This is a genomic window from Maritimibacter sp. UBA3975 (assembly GCF_002384975.1).
Taxonomy (GTDB): Bacteria; Pseudomonadota; Alphaproteobacteria; order Rhodobacterales; family Rhodobacteraceae; genus Maritimibacter.
In genome coordinates, this window is sequence record NZ_DGCP01000002.1 from 17,517 (window position 1) to 40,490 (window position 22,974).

The 22,974-nt window shown below is 66.5% G+C and carries 24 protein-coding genes; 8 read left to right on the plus strand and 16 right to left on the minus strand.

What is annotated here, in order from left to right; translation table 11 throughout:
* Window positions 1-39: 39 nt before the first annotated feature.
* From B2585_RS00355 to B2585_RS00365, 3 genes are read right to left on the minus strand one after another with little or no spacing between them, the layout of a single operon-like run.
* Window positions 40-1,275, minus strand: a complete 1,236-nt coding sequence (locus B2585_RS00355; protein ID WP_414674030.1) for a bifunctional folylpolyglutamate synthase/dihydrofolate synthase — start codon at window positions 1,273-1,275, stop codon at window positions 40-42.
* A gap of 32 nt (window positions 1,276-1,307) precedes the next feature.
* A complete protein-coding gene (accD, locus tag B2585_RS00360; RefSeq protein WP_292019012.1) occupies window positions 1,308-2,351 on the minus strand; it encodes an acetyl-CoA carboxylase, carboxyltransferase subunit beta in 1,044 nt (347 codons plus the stop codon).
* Window positions 2,352-2,381: 30 nt separating this feature from the next.
* A complete protein-coding gene (locus B2585_RS00365; protein WP_292019013.1) occupies window positions 2,382-3,296 on the minus strand; it encodes a CPBP family intramembrane glutamic endopeptidase in 915 nt (304 codons plus the stop codon).
* Between the two features lie 120 nt (window positions 3,297-3,416).
* On the opposite strand from B2585_RS00365, the gene B2585_RS00370 reads away from it, so the two are divergent.
* The 4 genes from B2585_RS00370 (at window position 3,417) to B2585_RS00385 (ending at window position 6,008) form a co-directional block, all read left to right on the plus strand.
* Entirely contained in the window at window positions 3,417-4,082 is a 666-nt protein-coding gene (locus B2585_RS00370; RefSeq protein ID WP_292019014.1) for a cation transport ATPase, read from the plus strand.
* 55 nt (window positions 4,083-4,137) lie between these two features.
* Window positions 4,138-4,911 carry a DUF6478 family protein gene (locus tag B2585_RS00375; RefSeq protein ID WP_292019015.1) on the plus strand — a complete coding sequence of 258 codons (774 nt, stop codon included), beginning with the start codon at window positions 4,138-4,140 and terminating at the stop codon, window positions 4,909-4,911.
* A gap of 1 nt (window position 4,912) precedes the next feature.
* Window positions 4,913-5,284 carry a hypothetical protein gene (locus B2585_RS00380; protein WP_292019016.1) on the plus strand — a complete coding sequence of 124 codons (372 nt, stop codon included), beginning with the start codon at window positions 4,913-4,915 and terminating at the stop codon, window positions 5,282-5,284.
* Between the two features lie 181 nt (window positions 5,285-5,465).
* The gene (locus B2585_RS00385) at window positions 5,466-6,008 is read left to right on the plus strand and encodes an NADPH-dependent FMN reductase (protein ID WP_292019017.1); all 543 of its coding nucleotides are present in this window, start codon (window positions 5,466-5,468) and stop codon (window positions 6,006-6,008) included.
* 6 nt (window positions 6,009-6,014) lie between these two features.
* Here the strand turns inward: B2585_RS00385 and B2585_RS00390 are convergent, their stop codons facing one another.
* Complete coding sequence (locus B2585_RS00390) at window positions 6,015-6,677, minus strand: TetR/AcrR family transcriptional regulator C-terminal domain-containing protein (RefSeq protein ID WP_292019018.1); 663 nt, start codon at window positions 6,675-6,677, stop codon at window positions 6,015-6,017.
* Between the two features lie 114 nt (window positions 6,678-6,791).
* Here B2585_RS00390 and B2585_RS00395 point away from each other — a divergent pair, with 114 nt between their 5' ends.
* A complete protein-coding gene (locus B2585_RS00395; RefSeq protein WP_292019019.1) occupies window positions 6,792-7,184 on the plus strand; it encodes a DUF6326 family protein in 393 nt (130 codons plus the stop codon).
* 7 nt (window positions 7,185-7,191) lie between these two features.
* On the opposite strand, the gene B2585_RS00400 is transcribed toward B2585_RS00395, so the two are convergent.
* The 3 genes from B2585_RS00400 to B2585_RS00410 all read right to left on the minus strand — a co-directional run bounded on the left by B2585_RS00400 (window position 7,192) and on the right by B2585_RS00410 (window position 9,154).
* Window positions 7,192-8,130, minus strand: a complete 939-nt coding sequence (locus B2585_RS00400; RefSeq protein WP_292019020.1) for a sterol desaturase family protein — start codon at window positions 8,128-8,130, stop codon at window positions 7,192-7,194.
* Window positions 8,130-8,519: a hypothetical protein gene (locus tag B2585_RS00405; protein ID WP_292019021.1), complete on the minus strand. Its 390-nt coding sequence runs from the start codon at window positions 8,517-8,519 to the stop codon at window positions 8,130-8,132. The genes B2585_RS00400 and B2585_RS00405 overlap by 1 nt, the downstream gene beginning before the upstream one ends.
* A gap of 74 nt (window positions 8,520-8,593) precedes the next feature.
* A complete protein-coding gene (locus B2585_RS00410; RefSeq protein WP_292019022.1) occupies window positions 8,594-9,154 on the minus strand; it encodes a TlpA disulfide reductase family protein in 561 nt (186 codons plus the stop codon).
* Window positions 9,155-9,177: 23 nt separating this feature from the next.
* Here B2585_RS00410 and argH point away from each other — a divergent pair, with 23 nt between their 5' ends.
* Both argH and B2585_RS00420 read left to right on the plus strand, forming a co-directional pair.
* Window positions 9,178-10,578 carry an argininosuccinate lyase gene (argH, locus tag B2585_RS00415; RefSeq protein WP_292019023.1) on the plus strand — a complete coding sequence of 467 codons (1,401 nt, stop codon included), beginning with the start codon at window positions 9,178-9,180 and terminating at the stop codon, window positions 10,576-10,578.
* 57 nt (window positions 10,579-10,635) lie between these two features.
* Complete coding sequence (locus B2585_RS00420; RefSeq protein ID WP_292019024.1) at window positions 10,636-10,950, plus strand: DUF2834 domain-containing protein; 315 nt, start codon at window positions 10,636-10,638, stop codon at window positions 10,948-10,950.
* On the opposite strand, the gene B2585_RS00425 is transcribed toward B2585_RS00420, so the two are convergent.
* The 5 genes from B2585_RS00425 to B2585_RS00445 form a co-directional block, all read right to left on the minus strand.
* Window positions 10,947-12,974 carry an NADPH-dependent 2,4-dienoyl-CoA reductase gene (locus B2585_RS00425; RefSeq protein WP_292019025.1) on the minus strand — a complete coding sequence of 676 codons (2,028 nt, stop codon included), beginning with the start codon at window positions 12,972-12,974 and terminating at the stop codon, window positions 10,947-10,949. The two genes, B2585_RS00420 and B2585_RS00425, sit on opposite strands and share 4 nt — an antisense overlap.
* A 315-nt stretch (window positions 12,975-13,289) precedes the next feature.
* Window positions 13,290-13,898: a cob(I)yrinic acid a,c-diamide adenosyltransferase gene (gene cobO, locus B2585_RS00430; protein WP_292019026.1), complete on the minus strand. Its 609-nt coding sequence runs from the start codon at window positions 13,896-13,898 to the stop codon at window positions 13,290-13,292.
* 11 nt (window positions 13,899-13,909) lie between these two features.
* Complete coding sequence (locus B2585_RS00435; RefSeq protein ID WP_292019027.1) at window positions 13,910-14,626, minus strand: LrgB family protein; 717 nt, start codon at window positions 14,624-14,626, stop codon at window positions 13,910-13,912.
* On the minus strand, window positions 14,623-14,967 hold the full coding sequence (locus tag B2585_RS00440; RefSeq protein ID WP_292019028.1) for a CidA/LrgA family protein: 345 nt from the start codon (window positions 14,965-14,967) through the stop codon (window positions 14,623-14,625). The genes B2585_RS00435 and B2585_RS00440 overlap by 4 nt, the downstream gene beginning before the upstream one ends.
* Window positions 14,968-15,080: 113 nt before the next feature.
* Window positions 15,081-16,286, minus strand: coding sequence for a TsoY family (seleno)protein (locus B2585_RS00445; RefSeq protein ID WP_292019029.1), 1,206 nt, complete (start codon window positions 16,284-16,286; stop codon window positions 15,081-15,083).
* Window positions 16,287-16,415: 129 nt separating this feature from the next.
* Between B2585_RS00445 and B2585_RS00450 the strand changes: the two genes are divergently transcribed.
* Window positions 16,416-16,709, plus strand: coding sequence for a hypothetical protein (locus B2585_RS00450; RefSeq protein WP_292019030.1), 294 nt, complete (start codon window positions 16,416-16,418; stop codon window positions 16,707-16,709).
* Window positions 16,710-16,817: 108 nt separating this feature from the next.
* Here B2585_RS00450 and B2585_RS20655 read toward each other — a convergent pair whose 3' ends face one another.
* Genes B2585_RS20655 through cobW form a run of 4 tightly spaced genes read right to left on the minus strand, consistent with a single transcriptional unit; the run spans window position 16,818 to window position 22,928 of the window.
* Entirely contained in the window at window positions 16,818-17,723 is a 906-nt protein-coding gene (locus tag B2585_RS20655; RefSeq protein ID WP_339718146.1) for a GNAT family N-acetyltransferase, read from the minus strand.
* Window positions 17,720-21,409 carry a cobaltochelatase subunit CobN gene (gene cobN / locus B2585_RS00465; protein ID WP_292019031.1) on the minus strand — a complete coding sequence of 1,230 codons (3,690 nt, stop codon included), beginning with the start codon at window positions 21,407-21,409 and terminating at the stop codon, window positions 17,720-17,722. Before cobN ends, B2585_RS20655 begins: the two co-directional genes overlap by 4 nt.
* Window positions 21,409-21,861: a GNAT family N-acetyltransferase gene (locus tag B2585_RS00470; RefSeq protein ID WP_292019032.1), complete on the minus strand. Its 453-nt coding sequence runs from the start codon at window positions 21,859-21,861 to the stop codon at window positions 21,409-21,411. The genes cobN and B2585_RS00470 overlap by 1 nt, the downstream gene beginning before the upstream one ends.
* A complete protein-coding gene (gene cobW, locus B2585_RS00475; protein WP_292019033.1) occupies window positions 21,861-22,928 on the minus strand; it encodes a cobalamin biosynthesis protein CobW in 1,068 nt (355 codons plus the stop codon). Before cobW ends, B2585_RS00470 begins: the two co-directional genes overlap by 1 nt.
* Window positions 22,929-22,974 lie beyond the last annotated feature (46 nt).

Genomic DNA, 22,974 nt, shown 5'->3' on the forward strand with positions numbered 1-22,974 from the left:
ATTCTCGTCAGAGAGTCTTTCGCGCCACACCCATTCGGGTCAGCCGTTCGCGCGCAGCACATGTCCGGCGAGGTAAAGCGAGCCGCAGATCAGGATGCGCGCCTCCGGTGTTTCGGCCACGATGTCGCGGATCGCGGCGTCGAGGCTTTCCGCCGTCCCGGCCTGCAACCCGACCGACCGCGCAACCTTTGCCGTCTCGCGGGCGGTGAGTGTCGCGGCCTCGCCGGGAATGGACACTGCGGTCAGATCCTGAGCGAGATCGGCCAGCGGGCGCATGAAGCCGCTCACGTCCTTGGTGTTGAGCATCCCGCAGACGAGCCGCAGGGGCCGCCGGGGCAGCTCCGCCAACACACTGGCCAGCGCCGCGCCCGCCGACGGGTTATGCCCCCCGTCGAGCCACAGCTCCGCCGCCCCGGCCGCCTCGACCAAAGGTCCTTCGCGCAGCCGCTGCATCCGCGCGGGCCAACTGGCGTCCGTCATCGCCGCCTCGCAGGCATCCTCGCCGAAGCCCAGCGCGCGCAGACCGGCCAGCGCCGCGCCCGCGTTCTCGACCTGATGCGCACCGATGAGCGCCGGGCGCGGCAGATCCAGCAGGCCGGTTTCGTCCTGAAAGATCAGCCGCCCGCGCTCCTGCGACACCTGCCACTGCTGTCCATGCGCCAGAAGCGGCGCGCCCAGACGCGCGGCCTTGGCCTCGATCACCTCCAGCGCCTCGTCCGGCTGCGGCCCCACCACGCAGGGCACGCCCCGCTTGATGATCCCGGCCTTCTCGCCTGCGATGGCGGCGAGCGTATCGCCCAGAAACTGCGTATGGTCGATGGAGACGGGCGTGATCGCGGTCAGCACCGGATCGACCACGTTGGTCGCGTCCAGCCGGCCGCCAAGCCCGACTTCGAGCAATGTGTAATCCGCGTCCGTTTCCGAAAACGCGAGCAGCGCGGCGACGGTTGTGATCTCGAAGTAGGTGATGCTCTCGCCGCCATTGGCCGCATAGCAGCGGTCGAGCACATCGGTCAGGTGATCCTCGGTGATCAGCGTCCCGGCAAGGCGGATGCGTTCGTGGAACCGGGCAAGATGCGGCGAGGTGTAGACATGGACCCGCTTGCCCGCGCCCTCCAGCCCGGCGCGGATCATGGCTAGGGTAGAGCCCTTGCCGTTGGTCCCGGCCACATGGATCACTGGCGGCAGACGCCGCTCGGGATGGTCCAGCGCCTCCAGAAGCCGCCACACGCGGTCCAGCGTCAGGTCGATGATCTTGGGGTGGAGTGACATCATCCGGTCGAGGATGATGTCCGAGCCTGCCTCGCTCACGCTTTCTTGGCCTCCTGCGGGGGCGTCTTCTTCTGCGCATCCGGCTTGGGCGCATCCGGCTTCGGCTTCGCCTCGGGCTTGGGCGCGTCGGCCTTGGCGTCCTGCTTCGCCTCGGGTTTCGCGTCAGGCGTCGCGTCGGGCTTGGGCGCCGGCTTCTTTTCCGGCGCGGGCAGGTCGCCACGCACCGCCGGGCCGAGACCCAGCATCATGCGAACGATGGTGATCAACTCGTCGCGCATGTCGTTGCGATGCGTCACCCGGTCGAGCATCCCGTGGTCGAGCAGGTATTCGGCCCGCTGGAACCCCTCCGGCAGCTTCTCGCGGATGGTCTGTTCGATGACGCGCGGCCCGGCAAAACAGATAAGCGCGTTGGGCTCGGAAATCTGCACGTCACCCAGCATGGCGTAAGACGCGGTCACGCCCCCGGTCGTCGGGTGCGTCAGGACCACGATGTAGGGAAGCCCCGCCTCCTTCACCATGTCGACGGCCACGGTCGTGCGCGGCATCTGCATGAGGCTCAGAATGCCCTCCTGCATCCGCGCGCCGCCGGCTGCGGAGAACAGGATCAGCGGGCGCTTGAGCTCCACCGCGCGTTCGGCCGCCGCGATGATCGCATTGCCGACATACATGCCCATCGACCCACCCATGAACGAGAAGTCCTGACAGGCCGCGACGATGGGCGTGCGCCCCATCTCGCCCTCGGCGACGAGCATCGCTTCCTTCTCGCCCGTGGTCTTCTGGGCGATCTTCATTCGGTCGGGATATTTCTTCTGATCCTTGAACTTCAGCGGGTCCTCGATCGGCGCGGGCACGCTCACTTCGGTAAAGGTGCCGCCATCGAACAGCTTGGAGAACCGCTCGCGCGGGGTGATCGCCATGTGGTGATCGCAATTGGTGCAGACGTTGAGGTTGTCCGACAGCTCCCGGTGGAACAGCATGGAACCGCACTCCGGGCACTTGATCCACAGGTTCTCGGGCACCTCCCGCCGCGAAAACAGCGAGTTGATCCGGGGCCGGACGTAGTTCGAGATCCAGTTCATCGCGTCATCCTTGGCTCATTCGGGCACTACCTATGCCGCCACGCCCGCCTTTGCAATCTTGTCCCGCCGGTTCATCCAGAGCCACCAGAGCGTGAACAGCACGAGCGTAAAGGCGGTCTGGCTGAGGATCGACCAGGCGGTATAGCCGGACCCCAGTTCCATCCCCACGACGAAGAGAGAGAAGCCGTCGAGGTTGCCGTCGATCCCGATGGCGATCAGCGCCGCGTTGTTGCCGAAGTGCAGCCCCGCCGCCGCGCCGAGATTGCCGGTGCGGATGGTGATGAGGCACAGCAGGATACCCGTCGTCGTCGTGTTCACCACATAGGCCAGCGCGTTCACCGTGCCGTAGGTCGCGACGTCGAAATGCAGGAACCCGAAGATCAGCGACGGCAGCACCGCCCAGATGAACACCGACCGGAACCGCGCGCGCAGTTGTTGGAGCAGGTAGCCGCGAAACAGCGCCTCCTCCGCGAAGGTCTGGAAAAAGATCAGCGCGATGGCGGGCAACAGCCACACGACCCACTCGCTCACCGGACGGATCTGGCGCACCGTCGGCTCCATCCCGTCCGGCAGAAAGACCCGCTCCACGAACATCACGCCATAGAGCAGCGCGGCGAGCGACAGGGTCGTGGCCGTGCCGATGGCGAAGTGGCGCAGGTTGAGCCGGCGGGTGGGGCCGAACAAGCTGAAATACCCCCGCCGGTGCAACAGCGGCAGAACGATCAGCAGACCCACATGGAAGCCGATGAACGTCGCGAAAAAGACCGATGCATCCGCGGGCGATCCGCCGCCGAGCATCGCGCCCGGATCTGTCCCGATCAGCCGGGCCGCAAGCAGGAACACCCCCGCCGTTCCGGCGAAAAAGGCCCCGAACAACAGGATCAGGCCCAGCGTCGTGCGCCAGATCTGCACCTTGGGAAAGGCCGGGGCCCAGAAATCCTGCATCATTCGCTCCGCGTTCTCGGACCGGAGCATAAAGGACGTGCGCCGGGTCACAAGCATGGCTTGCATCGCCCTGTGGCGGCCCCTATCCCGGAAGGGACAGCGGGCTTTCGGGACAAGGCGATGCAACGGATATACGGGGTGATTTGCGTGGTGGCGCTGCTCGCGGGATGCGCGGGTGGGCTGTCATCCGGTGGCGCGCTTCGCGTGCTGAACGGCACCTTCACGCTCGTCGCGCCCTCCGGTTTCTGCCCCGATCCGGCACAGCGGCGCGAGTCCCCCAGCGGCGCCTTCGTCCTTTACGGCACCTGTCAGGGCATCGAAGGGCGCGGCCCCGCCCCGGCAGCCCCGGCCGTTCTGACCGCCGCCGTCGCTCCGGGTGCCGGCGCGTTGGGTCGCGACGACCTCGCCGCCCTCGCGGCGCATCTGTCGTCGGATGCGGGCAAGGCCGCTCTCGCGCGGTCCGGCGGCTCCGGCAGGGCGCAGATCCTGTCGCTTGAGCGGGACGCGAACCTCATCCTCATGCGGGTGCGCGACGACGGCACCATCGACCTGTCCGAGGACTACTGGCGCGCGATCTTCGTCCAGTCCGGCGCGCTGGTGACGATCACCGCCGCAGGCACGGCACAGGCCCCTCTCGCGGCGGCGACGGGCAAGGCGCTCACCCTCGCCTTCGTCAAAGCGGTGCGGGAGGCCAATCCGGCAGGAACGGCCCCGGATGCCGGGCAGGACGACACCCCGCGCGCGGCATCACCAGGCCTGCGCGGCCTCCTCAACCGTTTGCTTTAGGTCAATAATTCTGGTGTAGATGATGAGATTATTTACAATGGGTAAACAATAACCGATGCCTGACCGCGCCTTTGGCCCTCTCGACGCGCTGCTTCACCGGCTGGTGATGCGCCGCTGGCGCCGGATCGCCGCTGCCGCCGATCAGATGGGGCTGGACGGGCTGCGCCGCCTGCGCCTGCGCGCGCTGGAGCTGCGGCAGGTCACCGACCGGCTCCTCTTCGTCTCCAATGGTCGCCTGGCGCTGCCCCTCATCGGCTCCAACTCGTTTCCCAAGCCGCTCCACTCCGACTGGTCGTGGCGACCGCAGCTTTGGCGCGGCCCGATCTTCCCGCCCGGACAGGCCGAGGTCGAGAGCAAGACGACCTTCGGGGACGAGGTGACGATCTTCCATGACTGCCGGATCTCCGAACTGACGGTGCGCCAGCTGCGCAACACGCACGAGGACGACCTCGCCCCCTTCGGCCTGCGCATGGATGTGTTCCAGTTCGACGGATCGTTCCTGTCGCTCGTCGTCGAAATGCCCGACAGCGCCATGCGCGGGCTGGGTCGCAAACATCTGATCCGCATGAACGCTGTGGTCGAGACCGAGAAGCCGCTGGAAATCTTCGCCCGGCTCAACATCCAGCACGGCCCCAACACCGAACAGATGGTGCGCGAGCTGCCGCTGTCGGACACCGAGCTTTCGGTGGACTTCGACCTCGCCTACACCAAGCTCAACGAAAAGCGGGTGGAGCGGGCGTGGGTCGATCTGATCTTCGAGGGGCCGGAAATGAATCAGGTGATGCTGCGCGACGTGAACTTCTCGCGCCGCCCACGCTCGGAGGTGTGACATGGCCGAACTCGTGCTGACCAAGACACGGATTCAAGCTGGCATCTGGGAAGGCGTGCTCACGGGCGCCGCGACGCCGCCGGACATCACCGTCACCCACAACGGGCAGGACATCGAAGGGGCCACCCTGCGTGAAGACCCCCAGGTCGAGGGGCAGTTCCGCGTCTCGGTCCCGATCCCGCCCGAGCTTCTGTCGGAAGGGGTGCAGACTTTCATCATCGCCCACGCCGCAACAGGCGACCGGCTCGCAAGCTTCACGGTCGTCACCGGTCAGCCGCTGGATGAGGATTTCCGCGCCGAGATGGAGCTTTTGCGCGCCGAACTGGATATGCTAAAGCGGGCATTCCGGCGTCACTGTGTCGAGACGACCTGAGGCCTGCCCCGCGGGGGGCTCTGCCCCCGCACCTCCGAGGTATTTCCGGACCGAAGAAGATGGACGCGCCTCGGCTTCCCGGCGGATCACACCGAGCGGTCCGCAACCTCTTCGGCCCGGCGATTGATCCTTCCCACCGGGCGCGACGTTTTCTACCAAGACGGCAGTCATAGGAGTTTCCATGTCCGATCCCATCCTGCTCGGCATCGCCGGTGCCCTACGCAAAGCCTCGACCAACCGCCTGCTGCTGAAAGAGGCCGCGCGGACCTTCGGCCCCTGCGATTATGTCGAGGCCGACATCGACTTCCCGGCCTTCAACCAGGACATCCAGGATGGCCCCGGCATCCCCGAGGCGGTGCTCCGGCTGAACGACCAGATCGCGGCAGCGGATGCTGTGGTGATCTCCACGCCCGAGTACAACAAGAACATCCCCGGCGTGCTCAAGAACGCGCTCGACTGGGTGTCGCGCTGCGACGGCAACGTCTGGCGCGACAAGCCCGTGTCGCTTATCGCCGCGTCGTCCGGCATTTCCGGCGGCGCGCGCGCGATGCACAACCTGATCCTGTGCATGATGCCCTTCCGCCCCCACCTCGTCTATGGACCCGAAGTGTTCATCGGCAACTCCAAGGACGCCTTCGACGACGACGGGCGGTTGAAGAACGAGGCGTCGGTCAGGTTCCTGGGCGAGTTGATGGGAAACCTGCGGACGGCGTCCGGCGCGTAAGCCGGGTCACTCGGCGTCCTTCCACGCCTCCAGCCCGTCGAGGATCAGGTCCAGCCCGAACTCGAACCGGGTGATCCCGTCATACCGCGCTTCCGCGATCTGCCGGGCTGCTTCGTGAAGGAACGGATACTCGCTCGCCGGAATGCGCGGCAGGAATCGTGACGCGGCGGCCTTGTAGCCCTCGGGGTCTACCGGGTAATTCACCTCCTGGAACGCATAGCCATAGACATGATTGTCGATCGCGTTGCGCGCCCAGTCCGCCTGGGGATAGGTGAACCCCGCCGTGACAAGGCAGCCAAGCGTCGCGTTCGTGTCGCGCAGGATCGCCGCGCCCGAGGTCATCCGGCTGATCAGTGGGATCGACGCCCAGCGGTGGCGCATCAGCACCTCCCGCATCGACAGTGCCCGACGGCGCATCATCGCGCGCCAGTCCCCGTCGATCTCAGGGCTGTCGATCTGCGCCACGACCGCGTCCACCATTGCGTCGAGCAGCTCTTCCTTGCCCGCGACATGGTTGTAAAGCGACATGGGCGTGACCCCCAGCGCCCCCGCAAGACGGCGCATCGACAGTCCCTCCAGCCCCTCGGCATCCGCAAGCCGCATCGCCTCTGCCACGACCTTGTCGGTCGTGAGGGTCCGGCGTTGCGGGGGTTTTGACGCGGGGCTCATGGCACACCTTTAGGCATCGTCACACGGCTTGACAAACATACAGTGTATATTTACGTCTTTCCGCACAAACATACACCGTATGTTTTTCCTTGAACCACAGAACGGACCCATCCCATGACCCTGCCCGCCAAGATTTCGACCCTCTGGGTCGTCGTCCTCCTGAACATGATTTTCGCCGACATCCTTTCGATCTTCTATCCCGGCACCGTCGCGCAGCTTTCCACCGGCACGATCGAGGGCGTTACGATCACCCCGATGTTCCTCGTGCTCGCCGCCGTGTTCATCGAGGTCGGCATCGCGATGATTTTCCTGACCCGCGCTCTCGCCCCACGGGCAAGCCGGATCGCCAACCTCGCCGCGGTGGTGGTGACGATCCTGTTCGTGGTGGGCGGCGGATCGCTCTCGCCCCACTACATCTTCCTCGCCTCGATCGAGGTGCTGGCGCTGCTCTACATCGGCTATCTCGCCTGGACGTGGCGGGAGGCGGAGGACGCAGCCTTCGCCTGATGCGCCCTTAGAACCGCTCGAAGCCCGGCGTGCCCCGGGCTTCGGGATGCGCCTCGACATACTCGGCCTTGAGCCGCTCGGACCCGCCCCCGCTCCCGTCATGGCGCCAGCCCGGCGGCATAACGGCATAGCGCAGGCGGTCCCAGAGCGTCAGACCCGGCTGACGCCAATCGCGGAAAATGGCGACCCATTCATGGAATGCCACCCGGAGCGGATTGAACGTCCCGATATTGTGGACGAGGCCATAGTCGGGCCGGTCCTCCTCCAGCTCCGGCACGAAGGTGCCGAAGAGCTTGTCCCAGATGATGAAGACACCGGCGTAATTGGCGTCGAGATAGCGCGGATTGCGCCCGTGATGCACCCGGTGATGCGATGGCGTGTTCATCACCGCCTCGAACCAGCGCGGCATCTTGTTGATCGCTTCGGTGTGAATCCAGAACTGATAGATCAGGTTCAGACCGCCCACGAACAGGATCATTGCCGGGTGAAACCCAAGCAGGACCAGCGGCGCGCGCACAATCATCATGAAGGTGAAGGTGCCCGTCCACGTCTGCCTGAGCGCCGTGGTGAGGTTGTAGTGCTGGCTCGAATGATGGTTCACATGGCTCGCCCAGACCCAGCGCACCCGGTGGCCGAAGCGATGAACCCAGTAGTAGCGCAGGTCATCCAGCACGAAGCACAGCGCCACGACCCACCAGGCGGTGCCAAGGTCGACCGGCGTGATTTCCCACAACCACATGAAGAAGCCGAAGGTGATGAAGCCCAGAAGGATGCCCGAGGCCACGTTGCCCACGCCCATCGCAAGGCTCGTCATCGCGTCGCGCGCCTCATAGCGCCCGCCCCTGTGCTTGACGAAGATCCACGTCACCTCGATCAGGATCGCAGCGACAAAGAATGGCACGGCGAGCGAGATCACGTCCGGATAGGTGAGCTGCGACAGATCCATCAGACGGCCTCCTCGATCATCGGTTTCCACCGGGCCTTCTCGTCCTCGGTCAGGGTCAGCGTCACCCGCGGCGCGGCGAAGTCCGGCAGGCGCAGGGTCAGCCCGCTCTCCGCGTCGCTGACGCGCGCCTTGGCAAGGTCATGGGTCGCCACGTCCTGCCCCATGACCCAGAGCACATAGGTCGATCCACCGGCATGGACGAGCGCCGATTGTCCGGATTTGGCGAGGTGTATGTCCTCGGGCGTCAGGCCGGGGTTGTCGACGGCGAATTCCTGCGCCACGACCTCATGGGTCAGCGTGAGCGGGCGGTCGAAACCATAGACCCGCATGACCAGCCAGATGGCGGTCAGCCCGACAACGACGATGATGCCTAGAAGCCAGAGCGGCATGGGGGTCTCCTCCGGATCACAGGGAAGCCGGGGCGCGCGCCGCTGTCAATCTTGGCGCGACGGAAACCGCGCCCTCAGGCGCCGCCATCCTCCGCGATCAGGGCCGAAACGATGGCCATTGCACTTTCAGACGACCAGTCGGCATCCCCCATGAGGCGCGCGATCTCGTTGCCCTCGCGGTCGAGCAGCACCGTGACCGGAAGGCCCATGACCCCCATCTCGCGCGCAAGCCCCTGTTTCGGGTCCATGAGGATCGGCAGGTTCTCGACCCCGACCTCCTCGAAAAACTTCTTGATCGCCATTTCCTTGTTGCGACCCGTGGCCACGGTCACGACCGCGAAATCGTCGCCGCCGTATTCCGCCTGCAACGCATCGAGCATGGGCATTTCATGCCGACAGGGCGCGCACCAAGTCGCCCAGAAGTTCAACAGAACGACCTTCCCGCGATAATCGGCGAGCGACACCTCGTTGCCCTCGGTATCGGTGAACGTCGCCTGCCCCGCCGGTGACGGTTCGGACGAGAACATGAGCTTTTTCATGTCGCCGTCCTTAAGCGCCTCGATCTCGGCCATGTCGGCGAAGGCGGCGTTTGCACCCAGAAGGAGGGCCGCGTATAGCAGCTTGCGAATATTCATCAGGTTCTCCGAGGCTCCCGGCCATGACAGACAACAACAAAAAAACCGCTAACGCCATGTGGGGCGGACGCTTTGCCGCAGGCCCTGACGCGATCATGGAAGCGATCAATGCGTCGATCGGCTACGACAAGCGGCTGGCCCCCCAGGACATCACCGGCTCTCGTGCCCATGCCGCGATGCTCGCGACCACGGGCATCATTACGGATAACGATGCGGAAGCGATCCGGGAAGGCCTCCTCACGGTTCTGTCAGAAATCGAGAACGGCGCGTTCGCCTACTCGACCGCGCTGGAGGACATCCACATGAACGTGGAAGCCCGGCTGAAAGAGCTGATCGGGGAACCCGCCGGGCGTCTGCATACCGCGCGCTCGCGCAACGATCAGGTGGCGACGGATTTCCGCCTCTGGGTGCGCGATCAGCTCGACGCGGCCATCGACGGCCTCGACGCCCTCATCCGCGCCTTTCTCGATCAGGCCGAGGCGGGGGCCGACTGGGTCATGCCCGGCTTTACCCACCTGCAAACCGCGCAACCGGTGACATGGGGTCATCACATGATGGCCTATGTCGAGATGTTCGGGCGCGACAAGTCCCGGTTCGAGGATGCCCGCCGCCGGATGAACGAATCCCCCCTCGGGGCCGCCGCGCTCGCCGGGACCGGGTTTGCCATCGACCGCCACATGACCGCCGAGGCGCTCGGCTTCGACCGCCCGATGGCCAACTCGCTCGACGCCGTGTCGGACCGCGATCACGCGCTGGAATTCCTGTCCTGCGCCACGATCTGCGCCATGCACCTGTCGCGCTTTTCCGAAGAGCTGGTGATCTGGTCCTCCGCCCAGTTCCGCTTCGTGACGATGAGCGACCGCTTCTCCACCGGCTCCTCGATCATGCCGCAGAAGAAGAACCCCGACGCCGCCGAACTGATCCGCGCCAAGATCGGGCGGATCATGGGCGCGATGGTCGCGCTGTTCACGGTGATGAAGGGCCTGCCGCTCGCCTATTCCAAGGACATGCAGGAAGACAAGGAACAGGTGTTCGACGCCGCCGACACGCTCATGCTCTCGCTCGCGGCGATGACCGGGATGGTGTCCGACCTGACCGCGAACCGTGACGCGCTCGCCGCCGCCGCGTCCTCCGGCTTCTCGACCGCCACCGACCTCGCCGACTGGCTGGTGCGCGAGCTGGGCCTGCCCTTCCGCGATGCCCACCATGTCACGGGCTCCCTCGTCGCGATGGCCGAGGGCAAGGGCTGCGACCTGCCGGACCTGACGCTCGACGATATGCGCAGCGTCCATGAGGGGATTACCGAGGGCGTGTTCGACGTGCTGACCGTCGATGCCTCGGTCGCCTCGCGCACCTCCTACGGTGGCACGGCCCCGGTCCGGGTGCGCGAACAGATCGCCCGGTGGCGCTCCGCGCTCGGATAAGGGCGGCCCCGGCCAAATCTCTTGCATCCAGACGCGTCCCGGTGCCGTAATCGGGTCATGTCTGTATTGCGCCTCACATACCTCGCCCTCGCCATCGTCGGAGCCATCTGGCCGATGTGGCATTTCCTGACATACCTCACGAGCGAGGGGGCCAGCTTCGGCGGTCTCTTCGCGGAGTGGACGCGCGGCCCGGCGGTGACCGGCATGGCCATCGACCTGATGATCGCCGGGCTCACGCTCACCATCTGGATCATCGCGGAAACCGCTGTGCGCCGGAACTGGTCCGCGCTCCTCGCGATCCCCGCCGCGCTGTTCATCGGTGTGAGCTGCGGCTTCCCGCTCTACCTGTTCCTGCGCACCCGCCCGGTCTAAAGCGACGCGGCCAGCCGGGTGCCCTGATCGATGGCGCGCTTGGCGTCAAGCTCGGCGGCCACGTCAGCCCCGCCGATGACATGCGCAGTCACGCCGCGTTCAGCGAGCGCATCGGCAAGGCTGCGTTCACTCACCTGCCCGGCGCACAGCACGATGGTATCCGCCGCGACCACGCGCGGGTCTTCGCGGGTTTCGCCGCTTGAGACATGAAGCCCCTCGGCGTCGATACGCTCGTAATTCACGCCGCCCACCATCTCGACCCCCTTCATCTTGAGGCTCGCACGGTGGATCCAGCCGGTCGTCTTGCCCAACCCCTTGCCCAGCGCCTTGGCCTTGCGCTGCATCAGCGTGACCTGTCGCGGTGACGGCGCGGGGTTCGGCCCCTCGGGGTCGAGCCCGCCGACCGCCTCGGCCGGATCGGCCACGCCCCATTCCTCGCGCCAGAGGTCGAGGTTCAGGGTCGGGCTCTCACCCTGATGGGTCAGGAACTCGGCCACGTCGAAGCCGATGCCCCCCGCGCCGACGATCGCGACCCGGTCGCCCACCGGGGCCTTGTTCAGGAGCACGTCGATATAGGACAGCACGTTCTCGCCGTCCTGCCCCACGATCTCCGGATCGCGCGGGATCACGCCCGTCGCGACGATCACTTCGTCGAAATCCGCAAGGTCATCGGCGGTCGCCACGGCCCCCAGCCGCGTCTCGATCTGCCATTTGGCAACCATCGTCTTGAACCACTCGATCAGCCCGATGAATTCTTCCTTGCCGGGGATCGCGGCGGCCATGTGAAGCTGCCCGCCGATCCGGTCGGCCTTGTCAAAAAGCGTGACCTTGTGGCCCCGTTCGGCAGCGGTCAGGGCGGCCGACAGACCCGCAGGCCCCGCGCCCACGACGGCGATGGACTTCAGCGTGCTCGCAGGCTCCACCACCAGTTCGGTTTCATGACAGGCGCGCGGGTTCACGAGGCAGGAGGTCATCTTGCCCGAGAAGGTATGGTCGAGACAGGCCTGGTTGCAAGCGATGCAGGGCGCGATCTCGTCCGCCCGGTCCTCGGCCGCCTTCACCACGAAATCGGCGTCCGCAAGGAAGGGGCGCGCCATCGACACAATGTCGGCGGCGCCCTCGGACAACAGCTCCTCGGCCACCTCCGGCGTGTTGATCCGGTTCGAGGTGATGACCGGGATCGACACCTTGCCCATCAGCTTTTGCGTCACCCAGGCCCAGCCCGCGCGCGGCACGCTGGTCGCGATGGTCGGCACCCGCGCCTCGTGCCAGCCGATGCCGGTGTTGATGATCGTCGCGCCCGCTTTCTCGATCTCCTGCGCCAGTTGGACCACCTCGTCGAAGGTGGAGCCCTCGGGGACGAGGTCGATCATCGACAGGCGGTAGATGATGATGAAATCCTCGCCCACGGCCTCGCGCACGCGGCGCACGATCTCGATGGGCAGGCGGATGCGGTTCTCGTACGACCCGCCCCAGCGATCCTCGCGCTTGTTGGTGTGGGTAACGATGAACTGGTTTATGAAATAGCCTTCGGACCCCATGATCTCGACCCCGTCATAGCCCGCCTCGCGGGCGCGGGTGGCGGAGGTCACGAAATCGGCGATCTGTTTCTCGATCCCCTCCTCGTCCAGCTCCTTGGGCGGAAAGGGCGAGATCGGGGATTTGACCGGGCTGGCCGAGACGCAGTTCGGCCCGTAAGCATAGCGGCCGGCATGGAGGATCTGCATGGCGATCTTGCCGCCCGCGTCATGCACCCGGTCGGTGACGACCTTGTGGTTGGCGATATCCTCGGGCGTGTAGAGCCCCGCCGCCCCCGGAAACACGCCGCCCTCGTCCGATGGCGCGATGCCGCCCGTGACCATCAGCGCGGCCCCGCCGCGCGCCCGCGCCGCGTAGTATTCCGCGACCCGGTTCCAGTCCCCGCGCTCCTCGAGCCCGGTGTGCATGGAGCCCATGAGCACGCGGTTCTTCAGCGTCGTGAAGCCGAGGTCGAGCGGGGCGAGCAGGTGCGGATACTGGGTCATGTGGGGCCTCCCTTTGATCCGCGTGAGGATAGGGCGGGAGGTTGCCCTGTCACTCCCCAACGCTGCGTCAGCAGAGGGTTTGCGCCGGGGCTGCGCCCCGTCGCGGTGGCGCCCATGACCTGCGTGGCGCCGGATGGCGGGGGCGGAGGGGGGCCGTCTGCCCCCCACGCGGCTGCGCCGCGTTCCCCCCGAAAGTATTTCAAGAACAGAGAAGAGCCCACGTTGGTCGAGAGGTGAGCGGCGCGCGCGCCGGCTTAACCGGATTTCCTGTAACCCATTGGTTTCGCGGCGAAACCTACGGCGAGCGCCGGTTCTTCAGTATTCGACGCCCGCCTGTGCTTTCACGCCCGAGCGGAACGGGTGCTTGATGAGTTCCATCTCGGTCACGAGGTCCGCGATCTCGATCAGGTCGTCCTTGGCGTTGCGACCCGTCAGGATCACATGTGTCATGTCCGGCTTTTCCTCGACAAGGAAGGTCACCACCTCGTCGATGTCGATGTAGTCGTAGCGCAGCGCGATGTTGATCTCGTCGAGCAGGACGAGGCGGATGTTCGGGTCACGGATCAGCTCTTTCGATTTCTCCCACGCGGCCTGCGCCATTTCGATGTCGCGCGACTTGTCCTGCGTTTCCCAGGTAAAGCCCTCGCCCATGGTGTAGAACTGGCACAGGTCCGAGAAGTGGCCTTCGATCAGGTCACGCTCGCCGGTGCCCATGCCGCCCTTGATGAACTGGACGACGGCCGAGGGCATCTTGTGCGCGATGGCGCGAAAGACCATGCCGAAGGCGGAGGAGGATTTCCCCTTGCCCTTGCCGGTATGGACGATGATGAGCCCCTTTTCCTCGGTCTTGGTGGCCATGATCTTGTCCCGCGCGGCCTTCTTCTTGGCCATTTTCTGGGCGTGGCGGTCGGTGTCGTCGGTCATGTGGACCTCCTTCAGGTGAACAGGCGGATGATGACGGGCGCGATCAGCGCCGTCAGGATGGCGTTGAGCCCCATCGCGACGCCGGAAAAGGCGCCCGAGGTCTGGCTTTCCTGAAACGCGCGGGCGGTGCCGATGCCGTGGCTGGCCGTGCCGAGCGCGAAGCCGCGCGCCCGGTCGTCGCGGATGCGAAGCAGGTTCAGGATGGGCGCGGCGATGACAGCCCCGGTAATGCCGGTGAGGATGACGAGCACGGCGGTCAGGGTGGGCGAGCCGCCGATCGCCTCGGCCACGCCCAGCGCCACGGGGGCGGTCGCGGATTTCGGGGCCAGCGAGATCAGGACATCGCCGCTCACCCCCAGCGCGCGGGCGATGGCGAGCGCCGACAGGATCGCGGTAAGTGATCCGGCCACGAGGGCAGCCAGCATCGGGAGCGCCGAGGCGCGGATCAGCGCGCGGTTGTCGTAAAGCGGGATCGCCAGCGCGACGGTCGCGGGGCCGAGCATGAAGTGGACGAACTGCGCGCCCTCGAAATAGGTCTCATACGCCGTGCCGCTCACGGTCAGCACGCCCGCGAGGAGCGCGACGGCGATCAGCACCGGGTTCACCCAGGGTTTCGTGCCGGACACCTTTTGCAGCCAAGCGCCGACGAGGTAGGCGATCAGCGTCGCGGTCAGCCACAGGAGCGGACCCTGCGCGAGGTAGGACCAGATATCGGCGAAATCGGTCATCGCCGCGTGGCCCGGTCCACGAGAACGAAGGTGCCCGCGCCCACGGCGATGGCCAGCGCGGTCGAGGCGATGATGGCGGCGAGGACGGCGGCGCTTTGCGCGCCAAGGCTGGAGATATGGCCCACCACCCCCACACCCGCCGGCACGAAAAGGAGCGACAGATGGGCCAGCAGGCCGCGTGCGGTCTCCGCCAGCATCGCATGGAGCGGCGGCCAGACGAGGAAGGCGACGAACAGCGCGGCGAAGCCGAGGACCGGGCCCGGCAGACTGAGGCCCAGCGCCCGCGCGGTGACCTCACCGGCGAGTTGAAAGCCCAGAAGGATGGCAATGGCTCGGATCATCGGGTCCCCGTTCGCGCGTCCGGCGATGGTAGCGGCGGCGGGGGCGAGCGCAACCGCTCATGCGAGGCGGGACAGGCCAGCGGCCCACCCCGCCTCAGGGACGTCGGGTCGTATCACTCGGCAGGCACGGCCGCGCCCGGGGCCTTGGCGAAATGCTGACGGTTCAGGCGGAACACCAGCCAGACCATCGACCACTGGAAGGCAAGCGCGATGGCCACGATGACCCAGTAGGCAACCGAGAACTTGTCCACGATCCCGGCCGCGACCAGCCCCTTGTGCAGGAAGAACTGGGTCAGCACCGACAGCGCCACACCCGGACAGACCAGCGCATAGGAGCCGGGGGAGGTCTTGGTGCCGAAGACGAAATCCTTGAAATACGCCTCACGCTTGAGCACGACGAGACCAAGGCCGAGGAACATCACCTGCACCGACACGAGGCGGGCGAGAAACATCATGGTCTCGGCGGGCGTCTTGTGCGCCTCGAACGTGGTGTGGAGGCCGTGATCCTGACGCAGGAACATGATGCCGAGGATGGTCATCAGCGGGATCAGGATCATCAGCGTCGGGGCGCTTTCCCGGGCCGTGCCGTAGTGCAGCATCGAGTTGAAGGCCGTGACCAGTGCCACGGCGGCATAGACGATCGCCACGGTCGAAAAGAAGGTCGAGCCGACGAGCGAAACGCCGACAACCAGGCTGTTGCCCGACATGGCGGCAGGGGCGGCGAGGCCCACGGCCACCATCGCCAGCGCGAAGGTCGGCAGGAGCTGGGCGAAGGAATTGTGGGCGGTCACGTCGAACAGCCCGCCCTTGGTCAGCACGCGCCCGAGGAAGTCGCCGATGGTCGAGAGCGCGAAGATCCCGATGGCGAGGAAGGCGGCCATGGCGAAGGGGAAGAGATATTCGACCACGCTCCAGAGGCCGGGGATGAAGACGAGGCCCACGATGAAGAGCCCGTTCACGGACATGGCGAGGGCCAGCGGATAGGCGAGGAGCGTGGTCTCGGCATTGGAGTTGCGCAGTGTCTCATACCCTTCCGTCGTCTTGAAACGGGTGAAGGCCGCGATGTTCCACAGCAGCTTTTGAAGATTGATGAACGCAAAGACCGCAATGCCGGCCATCGCGATGACGATGGCGGTTCTGAGCCCGGCCCCGCCGGTGGACCAGGCAGCCGCGATATCCTCGAAAATCGGGACCGGGCGGCCCGGATGGGGCACCCAGAACATCAGGTACATGAAGAACGTGACCGACAGGCCACCGGCGCCGACGGAGGCAAGGAAGTAGAGCGGCGAGTAGCTGTCCGCCGGACGGTTGGAGTGCATGGTTCGCTTCCTTTCATATTCGATTTTCCGCATACGTTGTAATCGAAACGATCGCGGGCTTGCAGTGCGACAAGGTGTTGCAGGGCCAAGGTTAACCTTCTGTTAACCGGGTTCGGTTTTGGTCGGGCCATGAGATCATTTGTTTTCCTGGCCTGTGCGGCCCTCGCGGCCTGCAACAGCCCGAGCCCCCGGTTCATGGATTCGCCCCATGTCGAGGTGACGGTCGAAACCAGCCGGTTTTCGGTCTGGCGCAATGGCGACCGGGTCGAGGTGATCCGCATCTCGCCCGAGGCGCTGCCCCGGCTGTCGGTCGTGCTCGCGCGCGCCGAGGTGGCGATCGAGCGGGCCACGGGGTGCCGCGTGTGGCAGGGCACACTCAAGGGCGATCAGGCCGTCGTGACCGCGCGGCTCGCCTGTGGCTGACGTGTCCGACAGGGGCCGCGCGAGGCGCGGCGCTTTGTCAGCTCATATCCGCCTTTGGCAGATATGAGCGGGTGCCTCCGGCGGAGGTATTTTCGGACCGAAGAAGCCCTAGAGCCGTTTCTCGAAGGTGATCGAGGTTGCGCGGCTGTAACCCGGATGGGCAGTGGCCGCCGTCTTGGTGAAGCCGAGGTGGCGAAAGGTGGCGTGGTTTTCGGTCAGTTCGATCCGGGACTGGAGCCTCAGGCGGTCGAAGCCAAGTGTGCGCGCGCGGGTCGCGGCGTGCGTGACGAGTGCGCGGGCAAGGCCCCGGTTTCTGGCCCGGGACGTCACGGCGAGTTTGCCGAGATACAGCGCGGGGGTGTCCGGGGTGAGGAAGACGCAGGCCTCAGGCGCGGTTGCCGGGCCGATGATCCAGATCTCGCCTGTGGCGAGATGCGCGCGGATGCTGTCGGGCGTGAGCCGGGTCATCGAGGATGGCGGGTCGATCAGGCCCTCCATATAGGCAAAGCTTTCGCGGATGAGGGTCATGAGCGGGTCCGGATTGTCGGCCTGCGAGAACCGGCGCGGTCTGGTGCTGCCGAAGAGCCGTGTCATGATGACGGTCTCGCCAGTGCCGGGGGACAGGTCGAACCCCAACGCATCATAGAGGCGGATCAGGTGGTCGTGGCCCGCCCATGTTTCCAGCGTGAGGCCGGAGAAGCCCTCGGTTTTCGCATGGGTGTCGAGCGCCTCGACAAGACGACGGGCGAGACCGTGACGTCGTGCGGTCGACGCCACGGCGAGGGTTCCGAAATAGAGCGCGCCGGGCACGTCGCGGGACGGCCGGGCGAAGACGCAGGCGACGGGGGCGCCGTTCTGTTCCACCACCAGTGCCGGGCCCTGGGCGATCTTGTCGGCCAGTCCCGCCGGGGTCAGGGTCGCGGCCGGGGAGTCCGGGACGTCGGCGAAGGCATCATGGATCAGGGTCAGGACCGCAGGCAGCGCCGCGTCGTCGGACGCGAGGTTGCGGATCACGCAAGCGCCTCGATCAGCGCGCGGGCGGAGTTGGCGCGCGGGGTCCAGAGGCCGCGCTCCATCGCCTCGGCCAGACGTTGCGCGATCTCGGCCAAGGCCGGCGCGTTGTGGCGTTCGATGAAGGCGCGGGTGTCTTCGTCTTCGAGAAAGGCCGCGTGGACGAGGTCGAAGTGGTGGCTTTTCACAGCGCCCGTGGTGGCGGCGAAGGCAAAGAGGTAATCGACCGTGGCCGCGATTTCGAACGCGCCCTTGTAGCCGTGGCGTTTGACCCCCTCGATCCACTTGGGGTTCACGACACGCGAGCGGACGACGCGGCCGATTTCCTCGTCCAGCGTGCGGATCACCGGGCGTTCGGGGCGCGAGTGGTCGTTGTGATAGATCGGGCGGTCGCGGCCCTGAAGGGTCGAGACGGCCGCCGCGGCACCCCCTTCGAACTGGTAGTAGTCGTCGCTGTCCAAGAGGTCGTGTTCGCGGTTGTCCTGGTTCTGGATGATTGCCTCGGTCTGGCTCAGGCGTTGCTCCAGCCCTTCGCGGTCGCGGGTGCCGGTGGCGTCGGCGCCATAGGCGTAGCCGCCCCAGTCGAGATAGGCGGCGGCGAGGTCGGCTTTCCGCTCCCACAGCTTCTCGTCGATCATGGCTTGCAGACCAGCGCCATAGGCGCCCGGTTTCGAGCCGTAGACGCGGGATTGGGCTTCGCCTGAGCGTGCGCGGGCGGCGGCGGGGTTGTCCTCGTCCGGTTCGTCGAGCTTTTGGACGGCCCGGGCCGCGCTGTCGACCAGAGCGATGAGCGAGGGGAAAGCGTCGCGGAAGAAGCCGGAGACGCGCAGCGTGACGTCCACGCGCGGGCGGCCCAAGGCGGTCGATGGGATGATCTCGAAGCCGGTGACGCGGCGGTTCGCGGTGTCCCACGTCGGTTTCACGCCCATGAGAGCCAGCGCTTGAGCGATGTCGTCGCCGCCGGTGCGCATGTTCGCCGTGCCCCAGGCCGTGACCAGCATGGTGCGAGGCCAGTCGCCGTTCGTTTGCAGGTATTTATCGATGAGCAGGCTCGCGGATTTCCATCCCAGCGCCCAGGCGGTGGGGGTGGGAACCGAGCGGCTGTCGACGGAGAAGAAGTTGCCCCCCGTGGGCAGCGTGTCGAGCCGCCCGCGCGTGGGCGCGCCGGAGGGTTTGGGGGCGACGAACCGGCCGTCCAGGGCGGTGAGGAGACCCGCGCCCTCGTTCGGGCCGCAGGTGGCGACGGCGGGGCGGACGGTGGTGGCGATCTCGTCCATCACGGCGCCGCTCATCGGTCCCGGCGGGACCTCTTCGCCGTTGATGAGGCGGGCGGCGAAGTCCTCCAGCCGCTCCACCGTGTCGCCGTTCGTGCGCCATGTGCCGCCGGTCAGCGCCTCGGGGCGGGGGCCGTCCCACACGGCCGCCATGTCGCAGTCGAGCGGGTCGAAACGCATGGCGAAGTCTGCGGCGAGCGCACGGATGAGCGAGGCGTTGGGGCCTTTGCCGTCTCCGCGCGGGACACGGACGAGGGCTTGGACGAGGTCGCGCTGGAGGCGGCCCTCTGGCGACTGGCCGAAGACATGCAGGCCGTCGCGGATCTGCGCCTCTTTCAACTCGCAAAGATAGGCGTCGAGCTTGGCGAGGTCGGTGTCCTCATCCTCGCCCGCCATGCCGACGTCGGCATCGAGCCCGGTGGCGGCGGTGAGCGACAGGATCTCGCGGCGCAGGTGGTCGATGCGGCGCGGGTCGACGCCCGCGGCCTCGTAATACTCGTCCACGAGCGCTTCGAGATCCTTGAGCGGGCCATAGGTGTCGGCGCGGATGAGCGGCGGGGTCAGGTGGTCGATAATGACCGCCTGTGTGCGCCGCTTGGCCTGCGTGCCTTCGCCGGGATCGTTCACGATGAACGGGTAGATGTGGGGCATGGGGCCGAGGACCGCCTCGGGCAGGCAGGTCTCGGACAGGGCCAGCGCCTTGCCCGGGAGCCATTCGAGGTTGCCGTGCTTGCCCATGTGGACGATCGCGTTCGCCCGGTGGACATCGCGCAGCCAGATGTAGAACGCGAGGTAATTGTGCGGCGGGACCAGATCGGGCGAATGGTAGCTTTCGGTCGGGTCGATGTTGTAGCCGCGCGCCGGTTGCAGGCCGACGACCACGTTGCCGAAGGTCAGGACCGACAGCTTGAACCGCCCGCAATCGACCGCGCCGGGTTCGAAGAACGGGTCCGCCTCGGGTTTGCCCCAACGCTCTTCGATCCTCTGGCGGACCTCCCACGGAAGCTGGCCATAGGCGATCTGGTAGTCGGCCATGCTCAGGTCGACGCCACCGGCGCGGTCGTGGCGGTCGGTGAGCCAGTTGGTCGGGCCGGCCATGATCGCCTGCATGAGGGTGTCGCTGTCGGCAGGGGCGTTTTGGACGTGGTAGCCAGCGTCAGCGAGCAGGCTCAGCGTGTGGACGGTGGCGGCGGGGGTGTCGAGGCCGACGCCGTTCGCCAGCCGCCCGTCCTTGTTGGGGTAGTTGGCCAGCACCAGCGCGACGCGGCGCTTGGGCGTGGGCGTAGTGCGCAGGGTCGCCCAGTTGGCGGCGAGGCGCGCGACGAAGTCGATCCGGTCGCCCTGTGCGCGGTAGGTGGCGATGGCGCATTGGGTGGCGTCGTCGTAATACGCCTCGCCCTTGAAGCTGATCGCGCGCGTCAGCACCCGCCCGTCGACCTCGGGCAAGGCCACGTTCATCGCGATGTCGCGAGCGGAGAGGCCGTTGAGCCCCTCGGCCCATGCCTCCTCGGAGCTGGCGGACAGGACGACCTGGAACACGGGGGCCGCGTTGGCCGCTGGCATGGCGAGCGGGTTCTCGGGGCTGTCGTCACCTTGATGCGGGCTGCCGACCGCGAACGAGGTGGCGTTCAGGATGACGCTGGGCGAGGCTTCCCCGAACAGGTGTTCGAGCGTCGCCGTGGACACCGGGTCTTTCAGCGAGGCGACGAAGACGGGGAGCGGGTTGAGGCCCTGACGCAGGAGCGCCTTGACCATCCGGTTGATCGGGTTCAGTCCCGCGCCCTGCACCAGCGCGCGGTAGAACACCATCGGCACGACGGGCGCGTCCGGGGTCCACATCTCGCGGATGGTGGCGAGGTCCGAGACCCCCGCGCCGGGCCAGTAGACGCCCGCGCGCAGGAGCGGGCTGGCAGGGGCAGGTTTCTCGCCACCGTCGAGCATGGCTGCGGCGTAACTCAGGAAATTGGCCGCGTTCTGCGGCCCGCCCTCGACGAGATAGGCCCAGAGCGCGGCGTAATCCTCATCCGAGACCGTCGAAAGCGCCGCGAGTTCCGCGTCGGGCTTGTCGTCGCCGGGCAGGAGCGCAAGGGGCACGCCCGCCTCGGCCATATGGGCCGCGTATTGCTCGGCCCCGTAACGCCAATAGCCGGTGCCGCCAAGGACGCGGGCGATCACCAGACGGGACTGCTTTGCGCAATCGTCGATATGCAGGTCCACCGACATCGGGTGATTGAGATGGGTCAGGTTCGCAAGCCGCAGGGCGGGCGGCGCGGCCATCTCGCCCCGCGCTTCGGACAGCGCCGCAAGCTCGGTATCCGCGGCCGAGATGAACACCACATCGGCGGGGGTCTGGCCCAGGTCGACAGCCTCTTTCCCGTCGTCGATCTGGCCGGGGGTCGCGGCGAGCAGGTGCATCAGTCGAGAACCTTGGTCATGAACAGGCTGATCCCGTCGTCCTGATAGTCGCCGAATGCGCCTGAGCGTTTGAACCCGTGGCGTTCATACAGGCGCACGGCGGCGGCGAGTTCTTCGCCGGTTTCAAGGTGCAGGACGGGCAGCTTTTCTTCGCGTGCCGTGTCTTCGATCATACGGAGAAGCGCAGCGCCGACGCCTTTGCCACGCGCGGCGTCGGTCGTGAACATTGCCTTCACTTCTCCATAACCGTCGCGCACAGCCAGCGCGCCGACACCCAGCACCTCGTCCCCCTCGCGGGCGGCGAAAAAGCGGATGTCGGGGGCCGCCAGCGCCTCGGTCGGGAGCGCGTGGTTATTCTCGGGCGCATAGGTCTCCGCCTGCAACGCCTGCGCCCGGGCCAGCAGGGCCGAGGGCACAGGGTCGAGCGGGTTTGCCGCTTCGACGACCAGCATCAGGCGATCAGCGCGGCCTCGATCCGCGCGCGGTCGAGCCCGGTCTGGCCGATCACGACAAGCCGGGTCTGGCGCGGGTTCGCACCGAAGGGCTGGTCGAAATAGGTGTCCACGCGGGGGCCGACGGCTTGCAGCGTCAGGCGCATGGGCTTGCCCTCGACCGCTGCGAAGCCCTTGAGCCGCAGGATGCCGTTCTGACGGATCACGTCGGCCACCTGTTCGGCGAAGGCCTTGGGGTCGGCGATCTCACCACGCTCCACGACGAACGACTCGAACTCGTCGTGGCCGTGCTCATGCTCGTGATCGTGGTGATCGTCATGGTCGTCGTCATCGTGGTGGTGGTGGTGATGCACCTCGTGCCGGTGCTCCATGCTGGTCTCAGCCGATGCGCCCTGACCCAGCAACACCTCGATCGGGAGCAGGCCCATCGACGTCTTGACCACCTGCACGCCCTTGCGCGCCTCGCCCGACAGCTTGCCGGTGAGCGCGGTGGCCTCGTCCTCGCCCAGAAGGTCGATCTTGTTCACGACGATCATGTCGGCGCAGGCGATCTGATCTTCGAACAGCTCCGACAGCGGCGTTTCGTGGTCGAGGTTGTCGTCGGCCCGGCGCTGCGCCTCGACGGCTTCGAGGTTGGAGGCAAAGACGCCCTCGGACACGGCCTTGCCGTCCACGACGGTGACGACACCATCCACGGTCACGCGGGTCGAAATCTCGGGCCACTGGAACGCGCGCACCAGCGGTTGCGGCAGGGCCAGCCCGGACGTCTCGATTACGATGTGATCGGGGGGCGTCTCGCGGTTCAATAGCTTTTCCAGTGTCGGCACGAAATCCTCGGCAACGGTGCAGCAGATGCAGCCGTTCGACAGCTCCATCACGTCGTCCTCGGTGCAGGTCTCATCCCCGCAGCCCTTGAGGATGTCACCGTCGACGCCGAGGTCGCCGAATTCGTTGATGATGAGCGCGATCCGCTTGCCGTTGGCGTTCTGGAGCATGTTGCGGATCAGCGTGGTCTTACCAGCGCCGAGGAAGCCGGTGACGACGGTGGCGGGAATCTTGGCACGCATGACGGTCTCCGATATGGGGCGTTAGGGGCTTGTCGCCCGAAACGGT